The sequence below is a fragment of the Bradyrhizobium sp. USDA 10063 genome, from assembly GCF_054063735.1.
Genome location: NZ_JBSSGP010000002.1, coordinates 5,961,881 through 5,986,317, shown reverse-complemented (window position 1 = coordinate 5,986,317; position 24,437 = coordinate 5,961,881). Strand labels below are relative to the sequence as shown.

Below are 24,437 nucleotides of genomic sequence, written 5' to 3'. Positions count from 1 at the left end.
CAGGCTCGGACCCGGCGGATCGGACGGCCGCTTTTTCGATCTCGCACGGTCGGCCGTCCATCGCGCATTGACCTCGCCTGCGCTTCGGGGCCAATTGGGACGGCCATGGAAGCCAGATTCCAGATCTTCCTGATCCTGCTTGCCGTGCTGGCAGGCACGGCGCTGTTGGCGCGGCGCCTCAATGTCGCGCCCGCCATCCTCTTGATGCTGGCCGGCATTGCGCTGGCCTTCGTGCCGGGCATGCCCAGCATCGAATTGCCGCCGGAACTGGTGCTGCTCCTGGTGCTGCCGCCCCTGATTTACATGGCGGCGGTGGCCATGAGCTGGCGCGAGTTCAAGAACAGCCTCCGCCCGATCGTCCTGCTCGCCGTCGGCTGCGTGATCTTCACGGCGGCGGCGGTGGCGACCGCCACCCACTACCTGATCGGTCTGCCATGGAATGTCGGCTTCCTGCTCGGCGCGATCGTGGCGCCGCCCGACGTGGTCGCGCCGCTTGCGATCGCGCGGCGGCTCCGCCTCCCCCGTCGCATCCTCGTCATACTCGAAGGCGAGGGGCTGGCGAACGATGCCACGGCGCTGATCCTCTATCGTTTCGCCATCGCGGCAATCGTCACCGGTACATTTTCGTTGCCGATCGCCATCGGCGAGTTCGCCGCCATTATCGTCAGCGAGGTCGCATTCGGCATCGTGGTCGGATGGTTGAGAGCCTGCGCGCCCGCGAGCGTGCGCGTGACCCGCAGGTCGAGATCACGCTCTCGCTGATCACGCCCTATGTGGCCTATTGGCTGCCGGAGCATTTTGGCGGCTCCGGCGTGATCGCCACCGTCGCCTGCGGCCTCTATGTGAGCTGGAACGGGCCGCTTTTGATTCCTTCCGCCACCCGCCTGCAAGGCATCTTCTTCTGGGACTTGCTGATCTACCTGATCGAAGGGATCCTGTTCCTGCTCACCGGTTTCCAGATACGCTCGCTCTATGAGAAGTCGAAGGCATTTCCGCTCGACGACATCCTCTCCACCACCGCGCTGGTGGTGGCGGTCATCATCATCGCACGCTTTGCCTGGGTGTTTGCCGCAACCTATTTGCCGCGGATCCTGAGCGAGCGCGTGCGCCGGCGCGATCCGCAGCCGCGCTGGCAATGGGTATTCACGATCGCCTTCGTCGGCGTCCGCGGCGCGGTGTCGCTGGCCGCCGCACTGGCGCTGCCGCTTTCGCTCGCGAGCGGCGATCCCTTTCCCTATCGCGACATGATCCTGTTCGTTTCCTTCGGCGTCATCTTCATCACGCTGGTGGGATTTGGCTCGACCCTGCCCACCGTCGTGGGATGGCTCAACATCGCAAAGGACGGCCGCGCCGAGAGCATCGCCGAACATGAGGCCGAAATTGCAGCCAGGCGCGAGGCCCTGGCCGCCGCCCTCGCATCGCTCGATGCCATCACCGACGAACGCGAGCTCTCCGACGAGGTCGTGAAGCTGCTCCGGGCGCGGCACGATATCCGCACCAGCCAGTTGCCGGCCGCGCTCGACCCCGACAGGCACGACGTCTCCGCCAACGGCACCGAGCTGACGCGGGAACTGATCGCAACCGAGCGCAAGTTCATCCACGCCCTGCTCCGCGACGGCAAGATCACCGACGAGACGCGGCGCCGGATCGAGCGCGATCTCGACCTGGAAGAGGCGAGCCTGGCGAACCGCGAATATCGGAAGATGCCGCTGTAGCGGGCACGCTACCGCGACGCGCAGAATTCCTTCACCGCACCGACCACGGCGACGCCGATCATGTCCTGACGCTCCGTGGACTCCATCGCCAGCTCTTCATCCCGGTTGATGATCGAGCCGGCCTCGAACAGGACGGCGGGCACGCGGGTCTGCGCGAGCACGATGAGCTGGTCATACCGATAGACCCCGACCTTCTTGTCCAGCAGCTTTCGCCGGTATCGACCCATCACCGCCTGCGCGTATTGGCGGGCATATTGCAGGCCCTTCGCTTTCATTTGCTTGCCGAGCAACCGGGCGAACCTCAAGCTGGTCCAGAATTTCGGATTGTCGTGGGAAACGAACAGCGAATAGCCGCTGAACCGGTCGCTGAAATGGTTCTTCGTTCCCTCGAACTCCCAGTCTTCGAGAAAGGAATCAGGCACCGAGTCATGGTGGATCGACAGCACCAGATCGGCTCTTGAATTGTTGATCGTAGTGGCGCGCTTGAACAGGCTCGGCCGTGCCGGGCCTTCCGTCACCAGGAGGCTGGTCTGCGCAAAGCCTTCCGATTTCAATTTGTCCTCGATGCGATTTGCGAGTCGCAGATTGAAATCGAATTCCGGAACGTTACGGGCACTCCTCGCGCCGCGCGCTTCGGCGGTGTGGCCGACATCCAGGATGACCTTGAATTTGGACCGGTCGCATTTCGAAGGCACGATCTTTGATGCAGCCCGGACAGTCCCACGCGACCATGCGGCAAATCCCGTGTCGAGCGACAATACGACGATCGAAGTCATGATGATCGGATGGTGGCGCCACACACCAGGCATCGTAGCCCGGATGCAGCGAAGCGCAATCCGGGATCGGTCTGTCGGCTGGTCACTTCACCCCGGGGCTGCGACCTACTCCGCCGCCGCGTTCTGACCGGGACCGCCGACGAAACCTGCGGGGTCGCCGAAGCGCTCGGTCATGACCGCCGCCAGATCCTTGGCTTTGCTGGTGACGCAGGCGCCGGAACGGACGGTGTAACGATCCTGATGCGCAACATGCGGCGGTGCCTCGCCCTGCTGCAGCGCGCGGGCCGCCTCCATCAGCAGCTTGCGGAAATGCATGATGCCGAGGTCGGTCGGCCCGAGATGCTCGCGGGTGCGGTCGGCGATCGGGCCCTGGCTGTCCTGCACCGCGGCGTCCTGCTCGGAGACGCCCTTGATGCCGGTGTAGCTCTTGGTCTTCTGCAGTTGTCGGTCGATCAAATAGTCGTTCGACTTGTTGCGCAGCGGCACATAGTTCTCGTCGACTTCGGCGATCACCCCGTTGCCGCGGTCATAGGCGTCACGCTCGGCTTGCGTGATCGGCCGCTGTGGATTCCAGGCATAGGTGTAGATCCAGCAGTTGGTGTCGGTGACCGGCACGAAGCTCTGGCCGAAGATGTTCTCGCCCGGCATCGCGCTCGGCGCGTAGGCGTGAACCGGCATCAGGAACTGGGCGATGCGCCAATAAATGTTGTCGGTGCCGGTGAGGCGCCCGCCGGCGATCGTCAGCCCCGCGTCATGCGGATTGATCTTGATCACCGGCCGCGGGTCTTCGGCGATCCAGCGCATGTGCTCGGTCGCCACGCGCACCAGCGGATTCACGAAATGCTTCTTGATGTCGAGGATCTCGTTCTCTTCCTTCTCGAACGACAGATGGGCGAAGGTGAAATGCGCGGTGTCGATCGAGCCTTCCAGCGCCTGCACCCAGTTGCAGTCCTGCCACTTCTTGCTGACGTAGCGATGTGACGGCGGCACCAGCGCCATCTCCAGCGCCGGCAATTCCGGCACTGCATCGGCCGGGCCCATATAGGCCCAGATCATGTCGCCCCATTCGCGCACGGGATAGGACTTGATGCGGATATGATCCTTGGCGTTGAGATCGGGATAGGAGGTCGGCATGTCGACGCAGCGGCCGTCGGTGTCGAACTTCCAGCCGTGATAGACGCAGCGGATGCCGCACTCCTCGTTGCGGCCGAGCCAGAGATTGGCGCCGCGATGCGGGCAATATTGGTCGATGACGCCGACGACGCCGCGTGAGTCGCGAAAGGCGAGCAGTTCCTCGCCGAGGACTGTGATCTTCTTCGGCTCGCTGTCCGGCTCCGGCAGCTCTTCCGACAACAGCACAGGCAGCCAGAAACGGCGCAACAACTCGCCCATTCCCGTCCCCGGCCCGCTTTCGGTCAGGAACTTGTTGTCTTCCGCGCGGAGCATAGGGCGTCCTCCGATTTTGTTTTGGTTGCGAGGAAGCTTGGCGTAACGGCACGCACCGGTCAACGCGCGCTGCATCAACATGTCACATGTGTAGATTGTGATCTCTATCACACGCAATTTCAGGTGAAAATGATACCGACGATCGCACTGCCCATGCCACCGTTCAGGGAAGGATAGTCACATGGCGACGTCGGAAGCAGAGGTCCAAACCGCCGTTCGTGGTGGATGCGCTCTCTTCAAGCGAATGATCGCAAATCTCGAGATCAGGATCCGAGACGAGCGGCGAAGGCTCGCCGTCCTCGAAGCCAGCCTGAAGAAGGCAGAGACTCAACCAACTCCCGATCCGGCCCTGATCGAGCAGCTCAAGCAGGCGATCGCGTCACTGCAGAGCCAGATCGATGAGGATGAGATGAGTCTCGCCGACATCCGCATCGACTTCGAGATGTTCTGCACGTGACGGGTTGAGGGAAGCGCTCTGCCGCGTTCACGGTCACACCGGCCGCTCGCCCTTTACCGTGACGCGCGTACCGGCGCGGGTGTGGGGCCAATAGTCCCACATCGCGCGGTGCTGGGTGCAGCGATTGTCCCAGAAGGCGATCGCGTTCTCGGTCCAGCGGAAGCGACACTGGAACAGCGGGTTTTCGGCGTGCTGATAGAGATAGGCGAGGACGGCGTCGCTCTCGTCGCGGGGAATGCCTGATATGTGGCGGGTGAAGCCGCGATTGACATAGAGCGCCTTCTTTCCCGTCACCGGATGCGTGCGCACCACCGGATGCTCGGCATGGGGATAGCTCGGCCTGTCGGCGACACCGTAATTGGCGTACAGCCCGCGATAGATCGGCTCGCCGTCATGCAGCGCCGTGAGCCCGTCGAGATAGGCCTTCATCCGGTCCGACAGCGCGTCATAGGCCGCATACATGTTGGCGAACAGCGTGTCGCCGCCGTGCGGCGGGCACTGCCTGATGTAGAGGATCGAGCCCATCGGCGGCTCGAGATCGCAGGACACGTCCGAATGCCAGCCTTCGCCATTGGCGCGCGGTGAATCCTTATCGGCGTAGATCTTCATCAGCGCGGGATCCTCGCCCTCATGCGGCGCCGCGGGATGGATGTGCAATTCGCCGAACTTGCGGCCGAAGGCGAGATGATCCTTCGGCGTGATGCGCTGGTCGCGGAAGAAGATCACGAGGTTCTCGGCGAGCGCGCGATGGATCTCGTCCATCTGGCGATTGGAGCGTGAGTCGCCGGAGACGAGCTTGGCGATGTCGACGCCGGAAACCTCCGCGCCGATGATCGGCGTCAGCTTTTCGACATTGATGGTCTCGTAGGGCTCGCTTTCGTCGGCGAGATGCTTGTAGCGGGGACCTTGCTTGCCGGACAGCGAGCTCATGGGTGTGCTCCCAATCGTTGTTGTTGGGAGCATCGTAGCCCGGATAGAGCGAAGCGCAATCGCCGGCGCAAGCTTATCTGTCGTTCCGGGCAAGCGAGCGTAACGAGCGCGATCCGGGACCCATAACCACAGGATTGTGTTTTGCGACGACTCGGAGTGACAGCCTGCTTAACCACAAAATCCTGCGGTTATGGGTCCCCGCTTTCCGCGGGGACGACAGCGGAGAGGGGGCGTTCGGCGGAGAGAAATTACTCCGCCGCAGTCACCGTGCTCGCGGGTACGGTGCTGCCGGTGCCGTAGCGCTGATCGATGTAGTCGATCACCAGCGCCTTGAAGTCGGCGGCGATCGTGGGGCCGCGCAGCGTGCGGAACTTCTTGCCGTCAACGAAGACCGGCGCGGCCGGCGCTTCGCCGGTGCCGGGCAGCGAGATACCGATATTGGCGTGCTTGGATTCGCCGGGGCCGTTGACGATGCAGCCCATCACCGCGACGTTGAGCTGCTCGACGCCGGGATATTTCGTCTTCCAGCTCGGCATCTCGTCGCGGATGAAATCCTGGATCGAGCGCGCCAGTTCCTGGAATGTAGTCGAGGTGGTGCGGCCGCAACCCGGGCACGCCGCAACCAGCGGCACGAAGGTACGGAAACCCATGGTCTGCAACAGTTCCTGCGCGACCTGGACTTCCAGCGTGCGGTCGCCGCCGGGTTCAGGCGTCAGTGAGATGCGGATGGTGTCGCCGATCCCGTCCTGCAGCAGGATGCCGAGCGCGGCGGAAGAGGCGACGATGCCCTTCGATCCCATGCCGGCCTCGGTGAGGCCGAGATGGATCGCGTAATCCGAGCGGCGCGCCAGCTCCTGGTAGACCGCGATCAGATCCTGCACGGCTGAGACTTTGGCCGACAGGATGATGCGGTTCTTGGGCATGCCGAGCTCGATGGCGCGCGCGGCTGAGAGCAGCGCCGACTGCACCATGGCTTCGCGCGTCACCGCACGGGCATCACGCGGGTTCGGCGAGGCCGTGTTCTCGTCCATCAGCTTGGTCAGCAGTTCCTGGTCGAGCGAGCCCCAGTTCGCGCCGATGCGGACCGGCTTGTTGTTCTTGTTGGCGATCTCGATGATGTCGGCGAACTGCGAATCGCGCTTGTTCTTGAAGCCGACATTGCCGGGATTGATACGGTACTTGTCGAGCGCCTCGGCGCAGGCCGGATACTCGGCGAGCAGCTTGTGGCCGATATAGTGGAAGTCGCCGATCAGGGGCGTGTTGATGCCGCGCTTGCGCAAGGCATCGCGAATATGCGGGACGGCGGCGGCGGCTTCCTCGCGGTCGACCGTGATGCGCACCATCTCCGAGCCGGCGCGCGAGAGGGCCGCGACCTGCGCCACCGTGCTGTCGACATCGGCGGTGTCGGTGTTGGTCATCGACTGCACGACGATCGGGGCACCCCCGCCGACGGCGACCTGGCCGACCATGACCTGGGTTGTCTGATGCCGGGGCCTGGGACCGGCGACATCGCTCAATAGTTCGGGCTTGTTCATGGCGTCTCGAATATCAGGTTTTGGTGACATTCACCAAGGGGGCACAAAAGCGGGCGGGCGCTTTATTGGATCACATATTTTCTAACGGAGATTCAACAAGTTGCGCCCGAAGTGGGCTCGAGCGTGAAACCGGCGGCCGCTCAACCGGCTGACCGGTATATCGGCGCGGTTTCGAGGGATTAAAGGGCGCGCCGCCACCGGAGGGTGGCTTTTCATCGCCCGGCGCGCGCCATAGCTTGAGGTGAACACAACGTGCGGGAGGTGTAGATGGCGACGCAGGATGGGCTTATCACCACAGCGGAACTTGCCGATATCCTGCATCGGCGGGATCTTCGCCTGTTCGACTGTACGACCTATCTGGAGCCTGCGCCCGAGGGCAGCGGCGTTCCCTACATTGCGGTGCCCGGGAAAGCGACGTTCGAAGCCGGCCACATCGCGGGCGCCGATTTTCTCGACCTGCAGGGCGAATTCTCTGACTCAAACACGGAACTGCACTTCATGATGCCTCGGGTCGCCCAGCTCGAAGCCGCGTTCGGCCGCCACGGCATCGGTCTGGGTAGCCGGGTGGTGCTGTATTCGATCGGCACCCCGATGTGGGCGACGCGCTTCTGGTGGATGCTGAAATCGCTGGGCTTCGACGGGGCCTCCGTGCTCGACGGCGGCTTGGACAAGTGGAAGGCGGAAGGCCGTCCGCTCGAGACCGGCCGCGCCAAGGGCTATCCGCCGGCGACGTTTGCCGCGAAACCGCGAACGGGCTTCTTCGTCGGCAAGGACGACGTGCTTGCCGCGCGCGGGGACCAGCGCACCATCACCGTCAATGCGCTGGGTCCGCAATTCCATCAAGGGCTGGAGCCCAGCCGCTATGGCCGGCCGGGACGCATCCCCGGCAGCGTCAATGTGCCGGCGGCGACATTGCTCGATCCGGCAACGAAGACGTTCGTTGCGCCGACGGAGGCGCAACCAATATTTGCGAGCCAAGGCGTCAACAAGGACAAGCGCGTGATCGCCTATTGCGGCGGCGGCATTTCCGCCACCGTCGATTTGTTCCAGCTCCATCGGCTCGGCTACGACAACCTCACCCTCTATGATGCCTCGATGGGCGAATGGGCCAAGGACGAGACGCTGCCGATCGAGCGGGGGTAGGGCTCGGCTCATGCGGTGTCAGCCCCTCATGGTGAGGAGCGCCGCAGGCGCGTCTCGAACCATGAGGCCCGTGGCCCATCCCTCGAGACGCCGCTCGCGCGGCTCCTCGGGATGAGGTCGGTGAGCGCGGTTTCCGCCTTTAAGCCGGCACGTTGGGATCCGGGGTCACCTTGGGATCGGGCTTGTTGACGAGATAGAGGCCGACGATCACGAGCAGCGCCGCGACGCCGAACACCGGCGTCAGCGTATCGTGCTTGATGATGTAGGCGGCGACGACGCCGAACAGCGGCGTGATGAAAGTGAAGGCCGACAGCTTGCTGGCGGAATAGATCTTCACCATCGCAAACCAGATCACGAACGTGCAGCCCACCACCCAGACCGCCTGATAGGTCATCAAGGCGAGCGACAGCGGGCTGGGAAAATGGGTGATGGTTTCACCCGCAAGCCACGAGGCGATACCCAGGATCGGAATCGACAAGGCAACCTGATAGCCGAGCGCCTTTTCCGGCGCGGCCTTGCGCAGCGCCGTTCCCTTGGCGACCAGCGTGGTGGCCGCCCATAGCGCGCCGCCGCCGACCACCATGAGATCACCGAGCAATACTTTCGCATCGACATCGGGCTGCGGCACGCCGATCGCAAGCGCGACGCCGGCAAAGCTCAAGGCGAGCCCGCTCCATTGCAAAGCGGAGAGGCGCTCGCCGAGGAACTGATAGGAGCCGAGCGCGACGAAGAACGGTGCCGTGTAGAGGAATACCGCCGCGCGCGAGGCAGACGTGAACACCAGCCCGCTGAAGATCAGCACGAACTCGATGCCGAACATCAACCCCGCCACCAGGCCGGCCAGAAGCGTGCCGTCGCGCTCGAAGAATTTCACGCCCCGCAGCCAGCCCACGATCAGCATCACCGGCAAGGCGCCGGCCGAGCGGAACATCGCCTGCAGCATCGGCGGAATGTCCGGCAGCGCGAGCTTGACCGCGATCTGGTTGAACCCCCAACTCACGCACAGCATCAGCATGATCGCGACCGCGCCCGGGGTGAGCGCGCGCCCGGCTGCGGCGACGCTGGAGATGGTTTGCGTTGACATGTTTCCTCAGCCTCCGGCTTGGCGCCGTGTTATCGTTCCGGAACAGGGGCTTCCGGGTTCTTCAATTCAATCAGAGAACTGCCCTGGCTTCTTTCTGGCAATGCGCGCAGGTGCCGGCGATCTCGACCACCGACAGCTTTGGCGCAAAGCCCGCCGCCCGCGCCGCGGTCTTCAGGCTCTGTGCCACCGGCGCCGCCGGGATTTCGCCGACCGCGCCGCAGCGATCGCAGATCAGGAACGCCACCATCGAGGTCTCGTCGTGGTCATGGGCGCAGGCCAGAAACGCGTTCCGGCTTTCGATGCGGTGGACGAGGCCGTTTTCCATCAGGAAATCGAGCGCCCGGTAGACGGTGATCGGTGCCGGGCGTGGCATCGACTTGGCAAGCTCGTCGATCACCTCATAGGCGCCAAGCGGCCGGTGGCTGGACAATAGCGCTTCGAGCACCTGGCGCCGGATCTGCGTGAACTTCTGCGACCGCCGCGCGCAGACGTCCTCAGCATGGGCGATTCCTTCCGCAGTGCAGCGGCCGTGATCGTGGTCGGGTGCGGGAAATGTGGGTTTTGCCAACGTCATTTGGGCCATTTTAGCAGTTCGATGGACGATCCCAAAGCCCCGGCGCCGTCGGCGTTCCCAGCCATGTTCTGGAAGCGGAGCTGCCTTCCGTTAACCAGGCATGCAGAATTCATAAGCTAGCTTATTATATTCCAAGCTTATGGAGGGTGGTCATGCCCGGTTCCGTTGATTTGAATTTCATGTTCACGCTTGGCGAATTGTTTCGGCTGATCCGCATCTACGCGGACAAGGAGGCCGCGCGCTACGGAATTACCCGCGCGCAATGGGCGGTGCTGGCCAAGGTCGAGCGCAACGAGGGAATGAAGCAGACGGAGCTTGCCGAGCAGATGGAGGTGCAGCCGATCACGCTGACGCGGCTGATCGACAAGCTCTGCGACAATGGCTGGATCGAACGCCGCGGCGACGAGAACGACCGTCGCGTCAACCGGCTCTATCTGCGCAAGGCGGCGCGCCCGCTGCTCGCCAAGCTTGCCGGCCTTCGCTCCGAACTCACCGCGACCGCGCTGGAAGGCATCAATCCCGCCGATGCCCATCGCCTGCTCGCCCAACTCGAATCGATCAAGGAAAACGTCCGCAATGCCATCCAAACCCCGGCCGGCGAACCTCCCAGAAAAGAGCAGCGCTATGGCTGATCCCGTGCTGAAACTCGCGCCCGAGCAGAGGGACAATCCGGCGGCGTCGCCGAAGACGGATCAGCCGCGCCGCAGCTTGATAGCGGGCTTGCGGCGCTATCGCCGCGTCCTCCTTCTGGTCGTGCTGCCGCTGGCGGCGCTGGTTGGCGGCGTCGCCTTCTATCTCAATGGCGGCCGCTACGTGTCCACCGACGACGCCTATGTCGGCGCTCAGAAAGTGCTGATCACGCCCGACATCTCCGGCAAGATCGAGAAGGTCGTGGTCAAGGAAGGCCAGCAGGTCAAGCAAGGCGACGTGCTGTTCGAGATCGACCCGGTGCCGTTCCGCCTTGCGGTGGACCAGGCCAAGGGCGCGCTCGACCAGGCGCGCACGAATTACGACAATCTGGTCGCCAATATCAAAATCTACGGGCAGATGCTCGACCTCGCGCAGCGCGGCGTCGACCTGAAACAACGCGATGTCGATCGCAAGCAGACGCTGGTCAAGAGCAATTTCGGCTCGCAGCTCGACCTCGACAATGCCGCGACCTCGCTGGTCACCGCGAGCGCGCAGGCCGAGTTCATCAAGCAGCAGATCTCCAGTTCCAAGGCGCAACTGCTCGGCAATCCCGACCTGCCGCTGGAGCAATTCCCGCCCTACGCGCAGGCGAAGGCCAAGCTCGATGAAGCCCAGCGCAACCTCGACCATACCGTGATGCGCGCGCCGATGGCGGGCGTCGCAACCCAGGTCGAGCAGATCCAGCTCGGCCGCTTCGTCGCCGCCGGCACGCCGGTGTTTTCCATCATCGATGTGGCGAATCCCTGGGTCGACGCCAACCCGAAGGAATCCGATTTCACCTATGTCGCGGTCGGCCAGCCTGTCGACCTCGAGGTCGACGCGTTCCCGAACCATTTGTTCAAGGGCACGGTCGGCTCGCTCTCACCCGGCACCGGCGCGCAGTTCGCGATACTGCCGCCGCAGAACGCGACCGGCAACTTCGTCAAGGTCGTGCAGCGCGTGCCGGTCAGGATCTATTTCGACAAGAACGACAGGATGGTGCGCAAATTGAAGGCGGGCATGAGCGTCTACGCGACCATCGACACCAACCATCGCCGCACGCTGTCCGGCCTGCTCGGCCTGTCCTCGGCCGCCGCAAGCCACGAACAGGACTAGAGCCCGATGAGACCAGATCGAGCTGGTGCGGCATCGGGACTCCCCACCTCTCCCATTGGGAGAGGTCGGACCGCATCGCGAGATGCGGTCCGGGTGAGGGGCTCAGCTCTCACGTGGACCTGATCCCCCTCACCCGCGCCTTCGGCGCGACCTCTCCCCGATGGGGAGAGGTGGTGTGCGCGGCCCGACCGATTCAACCAACTAGCACTCGGCGATAGATCACAGATGTCGACTCCAGCACCCTCGCCCAGCATGGTGCCCGGCCTGCGCAGGAACATGGTGACGGTCTGCGCCATGACGGCGACCGTCATGCAGGCGCTGGACACCACCATCGCCAACGTCGCGCTGCCCTATATGCAGGGCACGCTGTCGGCGTCGCAGGACCAGATCAACTGGGTGCTGACATCCTATATCGTGGCCGCCGCGATCATGACTGCGCCGGTGGGCTGGATCGCCAACCGGTTCGGCCGCAAGCGCATCTTCATCCTCTGCTCCGCAGGCTTCACCGTTGCTTCCGTGCTGTGCGGCCTGGCGCAGGACATCAGCCAGATGGTGCTGTTCCGCCTGGTGCAGGGTGTGTTCGGCGCAGCGCTGGTGCCGCTGTCGCAGGCCGTGATGCTCGATTCCTACGCGCTGCATGAGCGGGCAAAGGCGATGTCGATCTGGGGCATGGGCGTGATGATGGGCCCGATCATGGGTCCGTCGCTCGGCGCCTGGCTGACCGAGACCTATTCCTGGCACTGGGTGTTCTTCGTCAACCTGCCGTTCGGCGCCATTACCGTGCTCGGCCTCATCATCTTCATGGACGAAACCAAGCAGGATCTGAACCTGCGCTTCGACTGGTTCGGCTTCACTGCGCTCGCGGTCGCGATCGGCTCGCTGCAGCTTGCACTCGACCGCGGCGAGCAGCTCGGCTGGCTCGAATCCAACGAAATCATCGCCGAATTCATCATCTCCGGCATCGGCTTCTATTACTTCTTCGCCCATTCGTTCACGACATCGAAGCCGTTCATCCAGTTCGAGCTGTTCAAGGACAGGAATTTCGTCGGCGGCTGCGTGTTCATGACCGTGATGGGGCTCGTGCTCTACTCGACCATGGCGCTGTCCTCCCCTTACCTGCAGAACGTGATCGGCTATCCCATCATCACCGCCGGCATACTGCTGGCGAGCCGCGGCTGCGGCACCTTCGTTGCGATGATGCTGGTCGGACGCATGATGCGCTTCTTCGAGGCGCGCTCGCTGATCATCTCAGGTTTGGCGCTGACCGCGGCGTCGCTGTTCGTGATGACCGGCTGGACCGACCAGACCGGCGCAACCGAGATCGTGGTCGTGAGCATCGTCCAGGGTTTTGGCTTCGGACTGGTGTTCGTGCCGCTTTCGACCGTGGCGTTCCTGACCCTGCCCAACCATTTGCGCACTGACGGCACCTCGATGCTGACGCTGCTGCGCAACGTCGCGAGCTCGATCGGCATCTCCATCGTAGTCGCGCAGCTCACGGAAGGCTCCCGGCGCATTTATGCGACGCTGTCCGAGCACATCAACCCGTTCAACCACGCGCTGCAGATGCCCAATGTCAGCGGCATGATCAACCTCAACACCGATGCCGGCCGCGCGATGGCGGACAAGATCGTCGCGGCCCAGGCGCAAATCATCGCGTTCGCCCACGACTACCAGCTCGTGATGGTGTTCATCCTGGCCTCGATCCCGCTTGCGATCATGATCGGCTCGACCAAGGCGACGCTGCGGTCGCAGTCGCAGGCATCATCGGACCATGCGGCGGTGATGGAGTAAGGCTTGAGCTTCTTTCCGTCATTGCGAGCGGAGCGAAGCAATCCATCTCTCGGCTTGCGGCGGCGTGGATTGCTTCGCTTTGCTCGCAATGACGACGTGGCGGGCTCCGGGGCTTACGCTGGCGCTCCACCCGGGCTACGGCACTCACGAACGAGTTATTTCCGGCGCGGCCGCCCTGGTTGATGCACGGGCCACTCCTATCTCCTGATCGAGATCCCTGGAGATTGGAACATGGCGGGTTCAGCACTGGTGGTTGGTGCGAGCGGCATCGTCGGCAATAATCTCGTCCGGCACCTTCGCCAGCAAGGCTGGCAGGTTTTCGCGTTGGCGCGTCGACCGCCGGCCAACATCGACGGCGCGCGGCCCGTGGCGGCGGACCTGCTGGATCCCGCATCGCTTCGCAAGGCGCTGCAGGATTTGAGACCGACGGACGTGTTCCTCAGCACGTGGTTGCGGCAGAACACAGAGGCCGAGAATATCAGGGTCAACTCCGCGATGGTGCGCAACCTGCTCGACGCGTTGTCGCCTGCAGGCTCGGTCAAGCACGTCGCGCTCGTGACCGGGCTCAAGCACTATCTTGGTCCGTTCGAAAACTACGGCAAGGGCAAGCTGCCCGCTACGCCGTTTCGGGAAGACCAGCCACGGCTCGATATCGAAAATTTCTACTATGCCCAGGAAGACGAAGTGTTCGCCGCGGCTGGTCGCGACGGTTTTGGCTGGAGCATCCATCGGCCGCACACCATCATCGGCTATGCCGTGGGCAACGCGATGAACATGGGCGTGACGCTGGCGGTCTACGCCACCATTTGCCGGGAGATCGGGCGGCCATTCCTGTTTCCGGGCTCCGCGATGCAGTGGAATGGTCTTACCGATATGACGGACGCGCGCCTGCTCGCACGCCATCTGAAATGGGCGGCGACAACGCCGGCCGCCCGCAATCAAGCGTTCAACGTCGTCAATGGCGATGTGTTTCGCTGGAGCTGGATGTGGCAGCGGCTGGCCGACTGGTTCGGACTGAAGCCAGCGCCGTTTCCGGGCGAAGGGATTCCGCTGGAGCAGCAATTGGCCGACGCGGGTCCGATCTGGTCCGACATCGCGCGCAAATATCGGCTGGCCGAGCCCGATCTCGGCGTGCTCGCTTCGGCCTGGCACACCGATGCCGACCTCGGCCGCCCGATCGAGGTCGTCACCGATATGAGCAAGAGCCGCAAGCTCGGCTTCCTGGATTACCAGGCGACCGACGACAGTTTCTTCGATCTGTTCACCCGACTGCGCGACGAGCGCATCATTCCGTAAGTCGGGCGCAAAATGGTCTCGACGTGATTGTCCAGCATCGGCAGACCCGTGGCCGCGCCGTCAGCATTCGATCTCGGTCAGTTCATCGACGGCGAGCAGCGCTTCCGAGCAATCATCGTTGCGGAAATAGGCGCTGCGGGTGAACAGCACGGGGATGCCGGCGCGCGCGGCCGCGAGCAATCCGTTGCGCGAGTCCTCGATGGCGATGCAGCGTGAGGCGGGCAGCGATAGTCGCGCCAGCATCATGAGATAGACGTCGGGCGCCGGCTTCTTCTCGGGCACATCATCGCCCGCGACGATCGCCTCGAACCACTCGGCCCAATCGTCGCCCAGCGCGACCGACAGCAGCGCATCGATATTGGCGCGCGAGGTCGTCGTCGCGATCGCGAGGCGCTGGCTGCGCCTTCGCGCGTTTCGGAGCAAGGCTTCCACACCAGGCCGCAGCGGGCAGCCGCCTGTTGCGATCAGTTCGGAATAGCGCGCGGTCTTGATCCGGTGCAGCTCTGCGATCTCGCGATTCGACAGCAAGGGCATGGTTCGCTTGCGCATGGCAAATGCGCGGATCCGCTCCTTGCCTCCGGCGACACGCAGCAACCCTCCGTAGGTCGGCTGGTCCCAGTACCAGTTGAGGCCCGCGCGAGAGAACGCGTCGTTGAAGGCGCGACGGTGCACCTCCTCCGTCTCGGCCAGCGTACCATCGACATCAAAGATCAGTGCATGGGCGCGGGCGATGACGTCCCTGAAGCCCGCCGCGCGCACGACTGTCAGCGTCTCGCTCATGTCTCCTTGTCCGCCGCGCCCTTCGAAAATACCCGGCTTGCCAGCACGTCGCCGGCCTCGATCGACATCACGGCGTCCGCCGTGAGCACCCGGTCGAGTCGCGAGACGATACGGTTGGCCTGGCGGAGCCGGATGCGATCCAGGGCATTGCGGATCGAGCGCGCGTTGGAGAATAGCGGCTGCGTCTTGCGCACGGCGATGTAGCGGATGAAGGCATCGCGCGCCGCTGATGAGAAGTGGTAGTTCTGCTGCTGCAGCATCAATTCGGCGATCGCCAGCAACTCGGTATCCGAATAATCGGGAAAGTCGATGTGATGGGCGATGCGGGAACGAAAACCCGGATTGCTCTGGAAGAATTTTTCCATCCGCTCGCCATAGCCGGCGAGGATCACGACCAGATCCTCGCGCTGCTGCTCCATGATCTGCAAGAGGATCTCGATCGCCTCCTGGCCATAGTCGCGCTCGTTGTCGGGCCGGTAGAGATAATAGGCCTCGTCGATGAACAGCACGCCGCCCATCGCCTTCTTCAGGATCTCTTTGGTCTTTGGCGCGGTGTGCCCGATATATTGCCCAACCAGATCGTCGCGGGTGACGCTGATGACATGGCCGCGGCGCACGAAGCCGAGCCGGTGCAGGATGCTGGCCATCCGCAGCGCTACGGTGGTCTTGCCGGTGCCGGGATTGCCGGTGAAGGACATATGCAGGGTCGGAAAGGTGGTGGCGAGCGCCATCTTCTGCCTGATGCGCTCGACCAGCAGCAGCGACGCGATCTCGCGGATGCGCGTCTTCACTGGCGCCAGGCCGATGAGTTCGGAATCGAGTTGGTCGAGCACGGCGCCGATGCCAAGGTCGGCGAATTCGCGCCTGAGATCGACGGCCTGCAGCGGAGCTTCGTCAGTCTGTGGCTGTGGTTGCGTCATCCTGCTCTCGTGTCGAAAAAGCCCCGTCGCCGCACCTGGCGGCGACGGAGAAGTGCATCCGGACCAGGTCGGCCGAGGGAGCCATCCGCCTGGCTTGAACCGGACGCCATTAAGGTTGGCCGTAGCGCTCGCCCTCAGGCCGTTCCGCCGCGTAAGCGCGCGTGGAGTAGCGGAGGTTGCGGCCGGCGGATTCCTGCCGGTCGAGCCGGAAGCCGGGCTCGTTCTTCGGCCGGTTGACGATGAAGGAGATGCGCACGGACTCCCATCCGTGGCTCGAATCGAAGCCTGAGATGCGGATGTAGCGGTCGCCATACACGCGGCGGCATTCGGCCAGCTCCCGCATGATGCCGGCGGCGTCGGGCAGATCGAACATCGGCAGTCCCCACATCTCCCAATAGGTGTTGCGGGGATGCGGATCGTCGGTGAACTCGATGTTCACAGCCCAGCCCTTGTCCAGACAATATTGGACCTGCGCGGTGATCTGCTCGTCGGTGAGATCGGGCAGGAAGGAGAAGCAGCCCTGGGTTATGCGCATGATGTACTCCTCTCAGACCGCGACGCTCGGCGTCGGAACGAAATCCGGAGCATCGGTTGATTCATAGTTGAAGGTGACGTCCTTCCAGACCTCCAGCGCTTCGCGCAGCGGCGTGCAGCTTTGCGCGGCCTTGGCCAGGATCTCTGGCCCCTCATGGACGTAGTCGCGCCCCTCGTTGCGGGCGAGGATCATCGCCTCCAGCGCGACCCGATTGGCGGTGGCGCCGGCCTGGATACCGCGGGGATGGCCGATGGTGCCGCCGCCGAACTGCAGCACGACGTCCTCGCCCAAGAGGTCGAGCAACTGATGCATCTGGCCGGCATGGATGCCCCCTGAGGCCACAGGCATCAGCTTGTTCAGGCTTGCCCAAGGCTGGTCGAAGAACACGCCGTGCTCGAGCTGCATCGGATTGAAGTCTTCGCGGCAGATGTCATAGTAGCCGCGCGTCGTGTTCGGATCGCCCTCGAGCTTGCCGACGACAGTGCCGGCATGAATGTGATCCACGCCCGCCAGCCGCATCCACTTCGCGATGACGCGGAACGAGACACCGTGGCTGCGTTGCCGGGTGTAGGTGGAATGGCCGGCGCGGTGCAGATGCAGGATCATGTCGTTCTTGCGCGCCCATTTCGCCATCGACTGGATCGCGGTGTAGCCGATCACGAGATCGATCATGATGACGACGGAGCCGAGCTCGCGGGCAAAGTCGGCGCGCTCATACATGTCCTCCATCGTCGCCGCGGTGACGTTGAGATAGCTGCCCTTGATCTCGCCGGTCGCCGCCTGCGCGCGGTTGACCGCTTCCATGCAGTAAAGGAAGCGCTCGCGCCAATGCATGAAGGGCTGCGAGTTGATGTTCTCGTCATCCTTGGTGAAATCGAGCCCGCCCTTCAGCGCCTCATAGACGACGCGGCCATAGTTGCGGCCGGAAAGCCCGAGCTTCGGCTTGACGGTGGCGCCGAGCAAGGGACGCCCGAACTTGTCGAGCCGCTCGCGCTCGACCACGATGCCGGTCGCCGGCCCCTGGAATGTCTTCACGTAGGCAATCGGCAGCCGCATGTCCTCGAGCCGCAGCGCCTTCAGCGGCTTGAAGCCGAAGACGTTGCCGATGATCGACGCAGTCAGGTTGGCGATCGAGCCCGGCTCGAACAAATCGAGGTCGTAGGCGATGTAGGCGAAATAGCTGCCGGGCGAATTCGGCACCTCCTCGACGCGGTAGCATTTCGCGCGATATTTTTCCGCCGCCGTCAGGCGATCGGTCCACACCACCGTCCAGGTCGCGGTGGAGGACTCGCCGGCCACCGCCGCGCAGGCTTCGGTGGGATCGACGCCGTCCTGCGGCGTGACGCGGAACAGCGCGATGACGTCGGTGTCCTTGGGCTCGTAGTCGGGCTCCCAATAGCCCATGCGCTTGTATTCCATCACGCCGGACTTGTAGCGATCCTTGCCGCGCAGGGTCATCGACTGCATGTTCATATGGTCCTCCTGAAATTTTTCTAACCTGCCCCTCAGGCTGCTTCGGTCATCGCCCCAATCTGCGGATCGAGCGCGCCGGCGCGGTAGCGCCTGGCCATCTCGGACAGCGGGATCACCTTGATCTTTGCAGCATTGCCCGCGGTGCCGAACTGCTCGAACCGATCGCGGCAAAGGTCGCGCAGCGCATCCATCGCCGGCTTTAGGAATTTGCGCGGATCGAACTCGCTCTTGGATTGGGTCGCGACCTTGCGGAAGGCGGCCGCCATCGCGAGGCGACAGTCGGTATCGATGTTGACCTTGCGCACGCCATGCTTGATGCCGCGGACGATCTCCTCGACCGGGACGCCCCAGGTCTGCGGCATCTCGCCGCCGAACTGGTTGAACATGTCCTGCAACGGCTGCGACACCGAGGACGAGCCGTGCATCACCAGATGCGTATTCGGCAGCCGCTGGTGGATCTCTTCCACCACGCGCATCGCGAGGATCTCGCCATCGGGCCGCCGCGTGAACTTGTAGGCGCCATGCGAGGTGCCCATCGCGATCGCGAGCGCATCGACCTTGGTGGCGCGGACGAAATCGACCGCCTGGCCCGGATCGGTCAAAAGCTGGTCGTGGCTGAGCTTGCCTTCGGCGCCATGGCCATCCTCCTGCTCGCCACCGCCATGCTCCAGCGAGCCGAGCACACCGAGCTCGCCCTCGACGGACGCGCCGACCCAGTGCGCGATCTCGACGACGCGGCGGGTAATGTCGACATTGTAGTCATAATCGGCCGCGGTCTTGGCGTCGGCCTTCAGCGAGCCGTCCATCATCACCGAGGTGAAGCCGTAGCGGATCGCGGTGGTGCAGGTGGATTCCTCATTGCCATGATCGAGATGCAGGCAGAGCGGCACGTCCGGATACATTTCTTCGAGCGCATCGATCATCTTCGACAGCATGATGTCGCCCGTATAGGCGCGCGCGCCGCGCGAGGCCTGGATGATGACGGGTGCATCGCAGGTGGACGCCGCCGCCATGATCGCAAGGCCCTGCTCCATATTGTTGATGTTGAAAGCCGGCACGCCATAGCCGCGCTCGGCGGCATGATCCAATAATTGCCTCAGGGTGATACGCGCCATGCTTATCTCCTTTCGTTGTCCCGCTGGATCACGCGCTTGGCCGCGGCAGCGACGGCCGCCGGCGTGATGCCAAACTCGCGGTAGAGCACATCGGCCGGCGCCGACGCACCGAAACCGTTCATGCCGACGAACTCACCGTCGTCGCCGAGCCAGCGCGCCCAATCGCCCTCGACGGCGGCCTCGACACCGACGCGCGGCGCATTGCCGAGCACCTCGGCCTGGTAGTCGCGCGGCTGTTTCCGGAACAGATCGAAGCACGGCGCCGAGACGACGGCGGCGCGAATGTTCTCGCTTCCGAGCAGCTTCGCCGCCTCGAGCGCGATCGACACTTCCGAGCCGGTCGCGATCAGCACGTGACGTCACGGCCTCCGTCCGGCTCGATCACCGCATAAGCGCCGAGCGCGACGTGGTTGGTATCGGTCGCGTCGCGGAAGGCCGGCAGCGCCTGCCGCGACAGGCACAGGATCGATGGCGACGTCTCGGCGTTCAGCGCGCAGTCCCAGGCTTCCGCGGTCTCGATCGGATCGGCCGGACGAAATACCAGGAGATTGGGAATCGCCCGCAACGCGGCGAGATGCTCGACCGGCTGGTGCGTGGGGCCATCCTCGCCCAGCCCGATCGAATCATGCGTCATGACATGGATGACGCGGATGCCCATCAGCGCCGCGAGGCGGATCGCGGGGCGGCTGTAGTCGGCGAACGCAAGGAATGTTCCGCCGTAGGGGACGAACCCACCGTGCAGCGCGATGCCGTTCATCGCCGCCGCCATGGCATGCTCGCGGATGCCATAATGGATATAGCTGCCGTGCAGCCAGCCCGCGCGAACCGGCACCTGGGTCTTCGCCAGCGTGAGATTGGAGTGCGTCAGGTCGGCCGAGCCGCCGAGCAGGTTCGGCAGCACCTCGGCGATCACCTCGATCACCTGTTGCGATGCCTGCCGTGTCGCGAGCTTCGGACGCTCGAGCTCGAAACGCTCCTTCAGCTTCGCCATCGCCTCGGCATAGGCGCCAGGCAATTTCTTGTTCAGCGCATCGTGGAACGGCGACCTGCCGCCGCCGTTGCAGGCGCGCCGCGAACGCTCGATCCAGGCACGTCGCGCCGCGCGGCCACGCGCGCCGATCTCGCGCCATTCCGCAAGCACCGCTGACGGAATCTCAAAAGGCTCGTAGCGCCAATCAAGCGCGGCGCGCGTCTTGGCGACCTCCTCCGATCCGAGCGGTGCACCATGAACCTTCTCGCTGCCTTGCCGGTTCGGCGCGCCGAAGCCGATCACGGTCTGGCAGGCGATCAGCGACGGCAGGTGACTCCTCCTGGCTTCATCGATCGCCCTCGCAATCGCTTGCGGATCATGGCCGTCGATCCGGCAGGCCGACCAGCCGGAGGCCCTGAAGCGCGCGAGCTGATGGTCCGAACAGGACAGCGAGGTCGCGCCATCGATCGAGATCCGGTTGTCGTCGAACAGCACGATCAACCGGTTCAAGCGCAAATGCCCGGCGAGCGAGATCGCCTCGTGGCTGATGCCCTCCATCAAGCAGCCGTCGCCGGCGATCACATAGGTGAAGTGGTTGACGAGATCGTCGCCGAACCGCGCATTCATCAATCGCTCGGCGAGCGCCATGCCGACGGCGGTCGCAATGCCCTGCCCGAGCGGACCGGTGGTCGTCTCCACGCCGGGCGTGTGGCCATATTCGGGGTGCCCCGGCGTCGTCGATCCCCACTGGCGGAAGGCCTTGAGCTGATCGATCGTAACGCCCTCATAGCCGGTCAAATGCAGCAGCGCGTAGAGCAGCATCGAGCCGTGGCCGGCCGAGAGCACGAAGCGGTCGCGGTCGGGCCAGGCCGGATCATCAGGATCGAACTTGAGGAAGCGCGAGAACAGCACGGTCGCGACATCGGCCATGCCCATCGGCATGCCCGGGTGCCCGGACTTCGCCTTCTCCACGGCATCGATGGCCAGGAAGCGGATGGCGTTCGCCATCTCGGCATGGCTGACTTCGGCGCGGCTGGCCACGGACGCAAGTGCGGTCATATCGTTCGCCTCTTTCGTTCCATCAATTGCAGGATCAGCGGGGTGAGGATGAGCTGCATCGCCAGGTCGAGCTTGGCGCCATGGATCACGATCGAATTGGCGCGCGACATGAAGCTGTGCGGGATCATCGAGAGCAGATAGGGAAAATCGATGCCGCGCGGATTCTTCAGCCTGATCACGACCATCGATTCGTCCGGCGTCGGGATCCAGCGCGCGATGAACGGATTCGACGTGTCGACCGTCGGCACGCGCTGGAAGTTGATGTCGGTCTCGGTGAACTGCGGACAGATGTAGTTCACATAATCAGGCATGCGCCGCAGGATGGTGTCGGTCACCGCCTCCGTGGAATAGCCGCGGTGGCTGCGATCGCGATGCAGCTTCTGGATCCATTCGAGATTGATGACCGGGACGACGCCGATCTTGAGGTCGGCATATTTGGCGACGTTCACCTTGTCGGTAACGACGGCGCCATGGAGGCCCTCGTAGAACAGGAGATCGGAATTCTCCGGCAACGGCTCCCATTTTGTGAAAGTGCCGGGATCGCTGCCGTAGAGCCGCGCCTCGTCGTCATCGTGGACGTAGTGCCGCGTCGTGCCCGTGCCGGACTCGCTGTAGTCGCGGAACAGCTTTTCGAGCTCCTCGAACAGATTGGTCTCGGGACTGAAATGGCTGAAATGCTTGTTGCCTCGTTCGGCCTCCTCGACCATCTTGCTGCGCATTTCGGCGCGGTCATAGCGGTGGAACGCGTCGCCTTCGACATAGGCGGCGCTGACATTCTCGCGGCGGAAGATGTTCTCGAAGGTCTTCCTGACCGACGTCGTTCCGGCGCCGGAGGAGCCGGTCACCGATATGATGGGATGACGGCGCGACATGCCCTCCTCCTTCAGCGAAACAGTCCGCGGCGCGCGAACAATGGCGCGTCGGCGTTCTCGAACAGCGGCTCGATACCTTCGTGCATCACTTCGATGTCGCGCACCGTGCGCGGCGATCCCATGATCAAGGGCACCCGCTGGTGCGGCGTCCGTGCCGAAAGCTCGAGAATGCGCGCGCGCCCGCTGGAGGCGGCGCCGTCGGCCCACTCCATGATCAGCGCCATCGGATGGGCCTCGTAGAGCAGGCGCAAGCGGCCTTCGCGGTAGCCCGGGCGTGCATCGGCCGGATAGAGGAAGACGCCGCCGCGAACCAGGATGCGGTAGGCTTCCGCCACCAGCGATCCGATCCAGCGCATGTTGAAATCGCGGCCTCGCTCGCCGTTGGCGCCGGCGAGGCATTCGTCGATATAGGTGCGCACCGCGCCGCTCCAGTGCCGGCGGTTGGAGGCGTTGATGGCGAACTCAGGCGTATCGGGCGGAATCCGGACGCCACGCCCGGTCAGCACGAATTCGCGCCTCGGGGGATACAGGGTGAAGACATCGACGCGCTGGTCGAGCGCCAGCACCAGCACGGTCTGCGGGCCGTAGATGAAAAAGCCCGCGGCGACCTGCGCGGTGCCGGGCTCGAAGAAGGTCGAGAGGATGTCGCGCGCTTTGGGGCGGATCGAGAAGATGGTGCCGATCGAGATGTTGTTCGCAAGATTGGCCGAACCGTCGAGCGGATCGATCGCGACACAGAGCGGCGCCTCGGCGTCGAGCGTCTCGGGCAGTTCCACTTCCTCCGAGAGCACGGCGGCCACCGGCGCAGTCCGTAGCGCGTCGCGCATCAGCCGATCTGCGACAACATCGATGTCCTTTTGGGTGTCGCCGTCGGGATTGACTGCGCCGTCCCGGCCGGTGATGCCGACCAGCGGGCCCGAGGCGATGACACCAGCGAGTTCGACGGCGGCTGCGGCGAGCGCCTCGACCGCCACCACCGCCGCGGCGCGGACGGTGTCCTGACGCGCGGGCTCGTCGAGATAGGCATGCAATGCAGGAAGATGATCCACGGCCGCTCTCCCATTCATCGTGCCCTCTCGACGGGGCTTCGCTTGAAGCGGCTCCGGGGTGGAGTCGCTGTTGCCACTATCAACGCGCGAATTGCCGGATTAGTGAAATTTTAATATCTTAAGTATGGCCAAAGTATTTTTTATGGAGGTGCTCATGCCGGGACATTTCTCGCGCGACCTCACCCTTCGTCAGCTCCGCGCCTTGACCGCCGTGCATGCGGCGGGCTCGATCACGGGCGCGGCGAACCGGCTCAACCTCACCCAGCCGGCGGTCACCCTGCAGCTTCGCAACCTGCAGGAGCTCGCCGGCCTGCCGCTGATCCAGCGCACCGGCGAAGGCATGGCGTTGACCGACGCCGGCCGCACCGTTCTGGCGCTGGTCGAGCGCATCGAATCGGCGCTCGCCGACTGCGAGCAGTCGCTCGACATGATCGCAGGCAAGAGCGGCGGGCGCGTCGCCATGGGCGCGGTCAGCACCGCGAAATATTTCGTGCCGTTCGCGATCGCGGCGTTCTCGCAGCGGTTCCCGAAGATCGACGTGACGCTCAGGATCGGCAACCGCGAGGACATCCGCGACGCTCTGCGCGGCTACGATCTCGATATCGCCGTGATGGGACAGCCGCCAGCGGACGTCGAGGTCGAGATGCGCCCGCTCGGCAGGCATCCGCATGTCATCATCGCCGCCGCCGATCACCGGCTCAATGGAAAGAAGCGCGTCGCCGCGGCCGATCTCGCCGGCGAGACCTTCATCACCCGCGAGCACGGTTCCGGCACGCGGATGCTGATGGAGCAGTTCTTTCAAAAGCACCGGATCGAGCCGAAGGTCGGCATGGCCATGGACAGCAACGAGACCATCAAGCAGGCCGTGATGGCCGGGCTCGGCATCGCCTTCATCTCCCAGCACACCGTGTTCCACGAACTGGAGGAAGGACGGCTGGTGGTGCTCAGGGTCGCAGGCCTGCCGGTGATGCGCCAGTGGCACGCGATCCGCCGCGCCGACAAGATCCTGCTGCCGCCGGCGCAGGCGATGCTGGACTTCCTGGGAAAAGAGGGGTCGCGGTATTTGCCGAATGTGCGGTGAGAGTGGTCGGAGTTCCGTCATTGCGAGCGCAGCGAAGCAATCCATGCCGCC

General features: G+C 64.0%; 20 protein-coding genes and 2 pseudogenes. 8 read left to right on the top strand and 14 right to left on the bottom strand.

Features of this window, described 5'->3' with window-relative positions; genetic code table 11:
- The first annotated feature begins 105 nt into the window (after positions 1 to 105).
- Positions 106 to 1,715: pseudogene (locus ACVJGD_RS30445) on the top strand (Na+/H+ antiporter).
- A gap of 8 nt (positions 1,716 to 1,723) precedes the next feature.
- Here the strand turns inward: ACVJGD_RS30445 and ACVJGD_RS30440 are convergent.
- Positions 1,724 to 2,524, bottom strand: coding sequence for an N-acetylmuramoyl-L-alanine amidase (locus tag ACVJGD_RS30440; protein ID WP_456637685.1), 801 nt, complete (start codon positions 2,522 to 2,524; stop codon positions 1,724 to 1,726).
- A gap of 72 nt (positions 2,525 to 2,596) precedes the next feature.
- Positions 2,597 to 3,937: a Rieske 2Fe-2S domain-containing protein gene (locus ACVJGD_RS30435; protein WP_456637684.1), complete on the bottom strand. Its 1,341-nt coding sequence runs from the start codon at positions 3,935 to 3,937 to the stop codon at positions 2,597 to 2,599.
- 181 nt (positions 3,938 to 4,118) lie between these two features.
- Between ACVJGD_RS30435 and ACVJGD_RS30430 the strand changes: the two genes are divergently transcribed.
- Complete coding sequence (locus ACVJGD_RS30430; RefSeq protein WP_456637683.1) at positions 4,119 to 4,394, top strand: hypothetical protein; 276 nt, start codon at positions 4,119 to 4,121, stop codon at positions 4,392 to 4,394.
- A 33-nt stretch (positions 4,395 to 4,427) separates the two neighbouring features.
- On the opposite strand, the gene ACVJGD_RS30425 is transcribed toward ACVJGD_RS30430, so the two are convergent.
- Positions 4,428 to 5,324, bottom strand: a complete 897-nt coding sequence (locus ACVJGD_RS30425; protein ID WP_456637682.1) for a TauD/TfdA dioxygenase family protein — start codon at positions 5,322 to 5,324, stop codon at positions 4,428 to 4,430.
- Between the two features lie 248 nt (positions 5,325 to 5,572).
- Entirely contained in the window at positions 5,573 to 6,859 is a 1,287-nt protein-coding gene (gene ispG / locus ACVJGD_RS30420; RefSeq protein WP_456637681.1) for a flavodoxin-dependent (E)-4-hydroxy-3-methylbut-2-enyl-diphosphate synthase, read from the bottom strand.
- A 267-nt stretch (positions 6,860 to 7,126) separates the two neighbouring features.
- Between ispG and ACVJGD_RS30415 the strand changes: the two genes are divergently transcribed.
- Positions 7,127 to 8,002 carry a sulfurtransferase gene (locus tag ACVJGD_RS30415; protein ID WP_456637680.1) on the top strand — a complete coding sequence of 292 codons (876 nt, stop codon included), beginning with the start codon at positions 7,127 to 7,129 and terminating at the stop codon, positions 8,000 to 8,002.
- A 139-nt stretch (positions 8,003 to 8,141) separates the two neighbouring features.
- Here ACVJGD_RS30415 and ACVJGD_RS30410 read toward each other — a convergent pair whose 3' ends face one another.
- Together ACVJGD_RS30410 and ACVJGD_RS30405 are read right to left on the bottom strand one after the other, a co-directional pair.
- Positions 8,142 to 9,017, bottom strand: a complete 876-nt coding sequence (locus ACVJGD_RS30410; RefSeq protein ID WP_456640423.1) for a DMT family transporter — start codon at positions 9,015 to 9,017, stop codon at positions 8,142 to 8,144.
- A 139-nt stretch (positions 9,018 to 9,156) separates the two neighbouring features.
- A complete protein-coding gene (locus tag ACVJGD_RS30405) occupies positions 9,157 to 9,660 on the bottom strand; it encodes a Fur family transcriptional regulator (protein WP_456640422.1) in 504 nt (167 codons plus the stop codon).
- Positions 9,661 to 9,812: 152 nt separating this feature from the next.
- On the opposite strand from ACVJGD_RS30405, the gene ACVJGD_RS30400 reads away from it, so the two are divergent.
- The 4 genes from ACVJGD_RS30400 to ACVJGD_RS30385 all read left to right on the top strand — a co-directional run bounded on the left by ACVJGD_RS30400 (position 9,813) and on the right by ACVJGD_RS30385 (position 14,532).
- Positions 9,813 to 10,292, top strand: a complete 480-nt coding sequence (locus ACVJGD_RS30400) for a MarR family winged helix-turn-helix transcriptional regulator (RefSeq protein WP_456637679.1) — start codon at positions 9,813 to 9,815, stop codon at positions 10,290 to 10,292.
- Positions 10,285 to 11,445, top strand: coding sequence for an HlyD family secretion protein (locus tag ACVJGD_RS30395; RefSeq protein WP_456637678.1), 1,161 nt, complete (start codon positions 10,285 to 10,287; stop codon positions 11,443 to 11,445). The genes ACVJGD_RS30400 and ACVJGD_RS30395 overlap by 8 nt, the downstream gene beginning before the upstream one ends.
- A 225-nt stretch (positions 11,446 to 11,670) precedes the next feature.
- Positions 11,671 to 13,236, top strand: a complete 1,566-nt coding sequence (locus ACVJGD_RS30390; protein WP_456637677.1) for a DHA2 family efflux MFS transporter permease subunit — start codon at positions 11,671 to 11,673, stop codon at positions 13,234 to 13,236.
- 231 nt (positions 13,237 to 13,467) lie between these two features.
- The gene (locus ACVJGD_RS30385) at positions 13,468 to 14,532 is read left to right on the top strand and encodes an SDR family oxidoreductase (protein WP_456637676.1); all 1,065 of its coding nucleotides are present in this window, start codon (positions 13,468 to 13,470) and stop codon (positions 14,530 to 14,532) included.
- Between the two features lie 60 nt (positions 14,533 to 14,592).
- Here the strand turns inward: ACVJGD_RS30385 and ACVJGD_RS30380 are convergent, their stop codons facing one another.
- The 8 genes and pseudogenes from ACVJGD_RS30380 to ACVJGD_RS30345 all read right to left on the bottom strand — a co-directional run bounded on the left by ACVJGD_RS30380 (position 14,593) and on the right by ACVJGD_RS30345 (position 23,305).
- Positions 14,593 to 15,312: an HAD family hydrolase gene (locus ACVJGD_RS30380; protein ID WP_456637675.1), complete on the bottom strand. Its 720-nt coding sequence runs from the start codon at positions 15,310 to 15,312 to the stop codon at positions 14,593 to 14,595.
- Positions 15,309 to 16,232: a CbbX protein gene (gene cbbX, locus ACVJGD_RS30375; RefSeq protein ID WP_456637674.1), complete on the bottom strand. Its 924-nt coding sequence runs from the start codon at positions 16,230 to 16,232 to the stop codon at positions 15,309 to 15,311. Before cbbX ends, ACVJGD_RS30380 begins: the two co-directional genes overlap by 4 nt.
- Positions 16,233 to 16,341: 109 nt before the next feature.
- Entirely contained in the window at positions 16,342 to 16,767 is a 426-nt protein-coding gene (locus tag ACVJGD_RS30370) for a ribulose bisphosphate carboxylase small subunit (protein ID WP_456637673.1), read from the bottom strand.
- A 12-nt stretch (positions 16,768 to 16,779) separates the two neighbouring features.
- Positions 16,780 to 18,240, bottom strand: a complete 1,461-nt coding sequence (locus ACVJGD_RS30365; RefSeq protein ID WP_456637672.1) for a form I ribulose bisphosphate carboxylase large subunit — start codon at positions 18,238 to 18,240, stop codon at positions 16,780 to 16,782.
- 32 nt (positions 18,241 to 18,272) lie between these two features.
- Positions 18,273 to 19,355, bottom strand: a complete 1,083-nt coding sequence (fba, locus tag ACVJGD_RS30360; protein WP_456637671.1) for a class II fructose-bisphosphate aldolase — start codon at positions 19,353 to 19,355, stop codon at positions 18,273 to 18,275.
- A 2-nt stretch (positions 19,356 to 19,357) separates the two neighbouring features.
- Positions 19,358 to 21,384: pseudogene (gene tkt, locus ACVJGD_RS30355) on the bottom strand (transketolase).
- Positions 21,381 to 22,256: a phosphoribulokinase gene (locus tag ACVJGD_RS30350; RefSeq protein ID WP_456637670.1), complete on the bottom strand. Its 876-nt coding sequence runs from the start codon at positions 22,254 to 22,256 to the stop codon at positions 21,381 to 21,383. The pseudogene tkt and the gene ACVJGD_RS30350 overlap by 4 nt, the downstream one beginning before the upstream one ends.
- 11 nt (positions 22,257 to 22,267) lie before the next feature.
- Positions 22,268 to 23,305 (bottom strand): class 1 fructose-bisphosphatase, encoded by a 1,038-nt coding sequence (locus ACVJGD_RS30345; protein ID WP_456637669.1) that lies wholly within the window; start codon positions 23,303 to 23,305, stop codon positions 22,268 to 22,270.
- Positions 23,306 to 23,459: 154 nt separating this feature from the next.
- On the opposite strand from ACVJGD_RS30345, the gene ACVJGD_RS30340 reads away from it, so the two are divergent.
- A complete protein-coding gene (locus tag ACVJGD_RS30340) occupies positions 23,460 to 24,386 on the top strand; it encodes a LysR family transcriptional regulator (protein ID WP_456637668.1) in 927 nt (308 codons plus the stop codon).
- Positions 24,387 to 24,437 lie beyond the last annotated feature (51 nt).

Excerpts from the sequence above, each read along its gene's own strand:
- ACVJGD_RS30440 (WP_456637685.1), bottom strand. The coding sequence starts at position 2,524 with ATGCCTGGTGTGTGGCGCCACCATCCGATCATCATGACTTCGATCGTC.
- ACVJGD_RS30435 (WP_456637684.1), bottom strand. The coding sequence starts at position 3,937 with ATGCTCCGCGCGGAAGACAACAAGTTCCTGACCGAAAGCGGGCCGGGG.
- ACVJGD_RS30430 (WP_456637683.1), top strand. The coding sequence starts at position 4,119 with ATGGCGACGTCGGAAGCAGAGGTCCAAACCGCCGTTCGTGGTGGATGC.
- ACVJGD_RS30425 (WP_456637682.1), bottom strand. The coding sequence starts at position 5,324 with ATGAGCTCGCTGTCCGGCAAGCAAGGTCCCCGCTACAAGCATCTCGCC.
- ispG (WP_456637681.1), bottom strand. The coding sequence starts at position 6,859 with ATGAACAAGCCCGAACTATTGAGCGATGTCGCCGGTCCCAGGCCCCGG.
- ACVJGD_RS30415 (WP_456637680.1), top strand. The coding sequence starts at position 7,127 with ATGGCGACGCAGGATGGGCTTATCACCACAGCGGAACTTGCCGATATC.
- ACVJGD_RS30410 (WP_456640423.1), bottom strand. The coding sequence starts at position 9,017 with ATGCTGATGCTGTGCGTGAGTTGGGGGTTCAACCAGATCGCGGTCAAG.
- ACVJGD_RS30405 (WP_456640422.1), bottom strand. The coding sequence starts at position 9,660 with ATGACGTTGGCAAAACCCACATTTCCCGCACCCGACCACGATCACGGC.
- ACVJGD_RS30400 (WP_456637679.1), top strand. The coding sequence starts at position 9,813 with ATGCCCGGTTCCGTTGATTTGAATTTCATGTTCACGCTTGGCGAATTG.
- ACVJGD_RS30395 (WP_456637678.1), top strand. The coding sequence starts at position 10,285 with ATGGCTGATCCCGTGCTGAAACTCGCGCCCGAGCAGAGGGACAATCCG.
- ACVJGD_RS30390 (WP_456637677.1), top strand. The coding sequence starts at position 11,671 with ATGTCGACTCCAGCACCCTCGCCCAGCATGGTGCCCGGCCTGCGCAGG.
- ACVJGD_RS30385 (WP_456637676.1), top strand. The coding sequence starts at position 13,468 with ATGGCGGGTTCAGCACTGGTGGTTGGTGCGAGCGGCATCGTCGGCAAT.
- ACVJGD_RS30380 (WP_456637675.1), bottom strand. The coding sequence starts at position 15,312 with ATGAGCGAGACGCTGACAGTCGTGCGCGCGGCGGGCTTCAGGGACGTC.
- cbbX (WP_456637674.1), bottom strand. The coding sequence starts at position 16,232 with ATGACGCAACCACAGCCACAGACTGACGAAGCTCCGCTGCAGGCCGTC.
- ACVJGD_RS30370 (WP_456637673.1), bottom strand. The coding sequence starts at position 16,767 with ATGCGCATAACCCAGGGCTGCTTCTCCTTCCTGCCCGATCTCACCGAC.
- ACVJGD_RS30365 (WP_456637672.1), bottom strand. The coding sequence starts at position 18,240 with ATGAACATGCAGTCGATGACCCTGCGCGGCAAGGATCGCTACAAGTCC.
- fba (WP_456637671.1), bottom strand. The coding sequence starts at position 19,355 with ATGGCGCGTATCACCCTGAGGCAATTATTGGATCATGCCGCCGAGCGC.
- ACVJGD_RS30350 (WP_456637670.1), bottom strand. The coding sequence starts at position 22,256 with ATGTCGCGCCGTCATCCCATCATATCGGTGACCGGCTCCTCCGGCGCC.
- ACVJGD_RS30340 (WP_456637668.1), top strand. The coding sequence starts at position 23,460 with ATGCCGGGACATTTCTCGCGCGACCTCACCCTTCGTCAGCTCCGCGCC.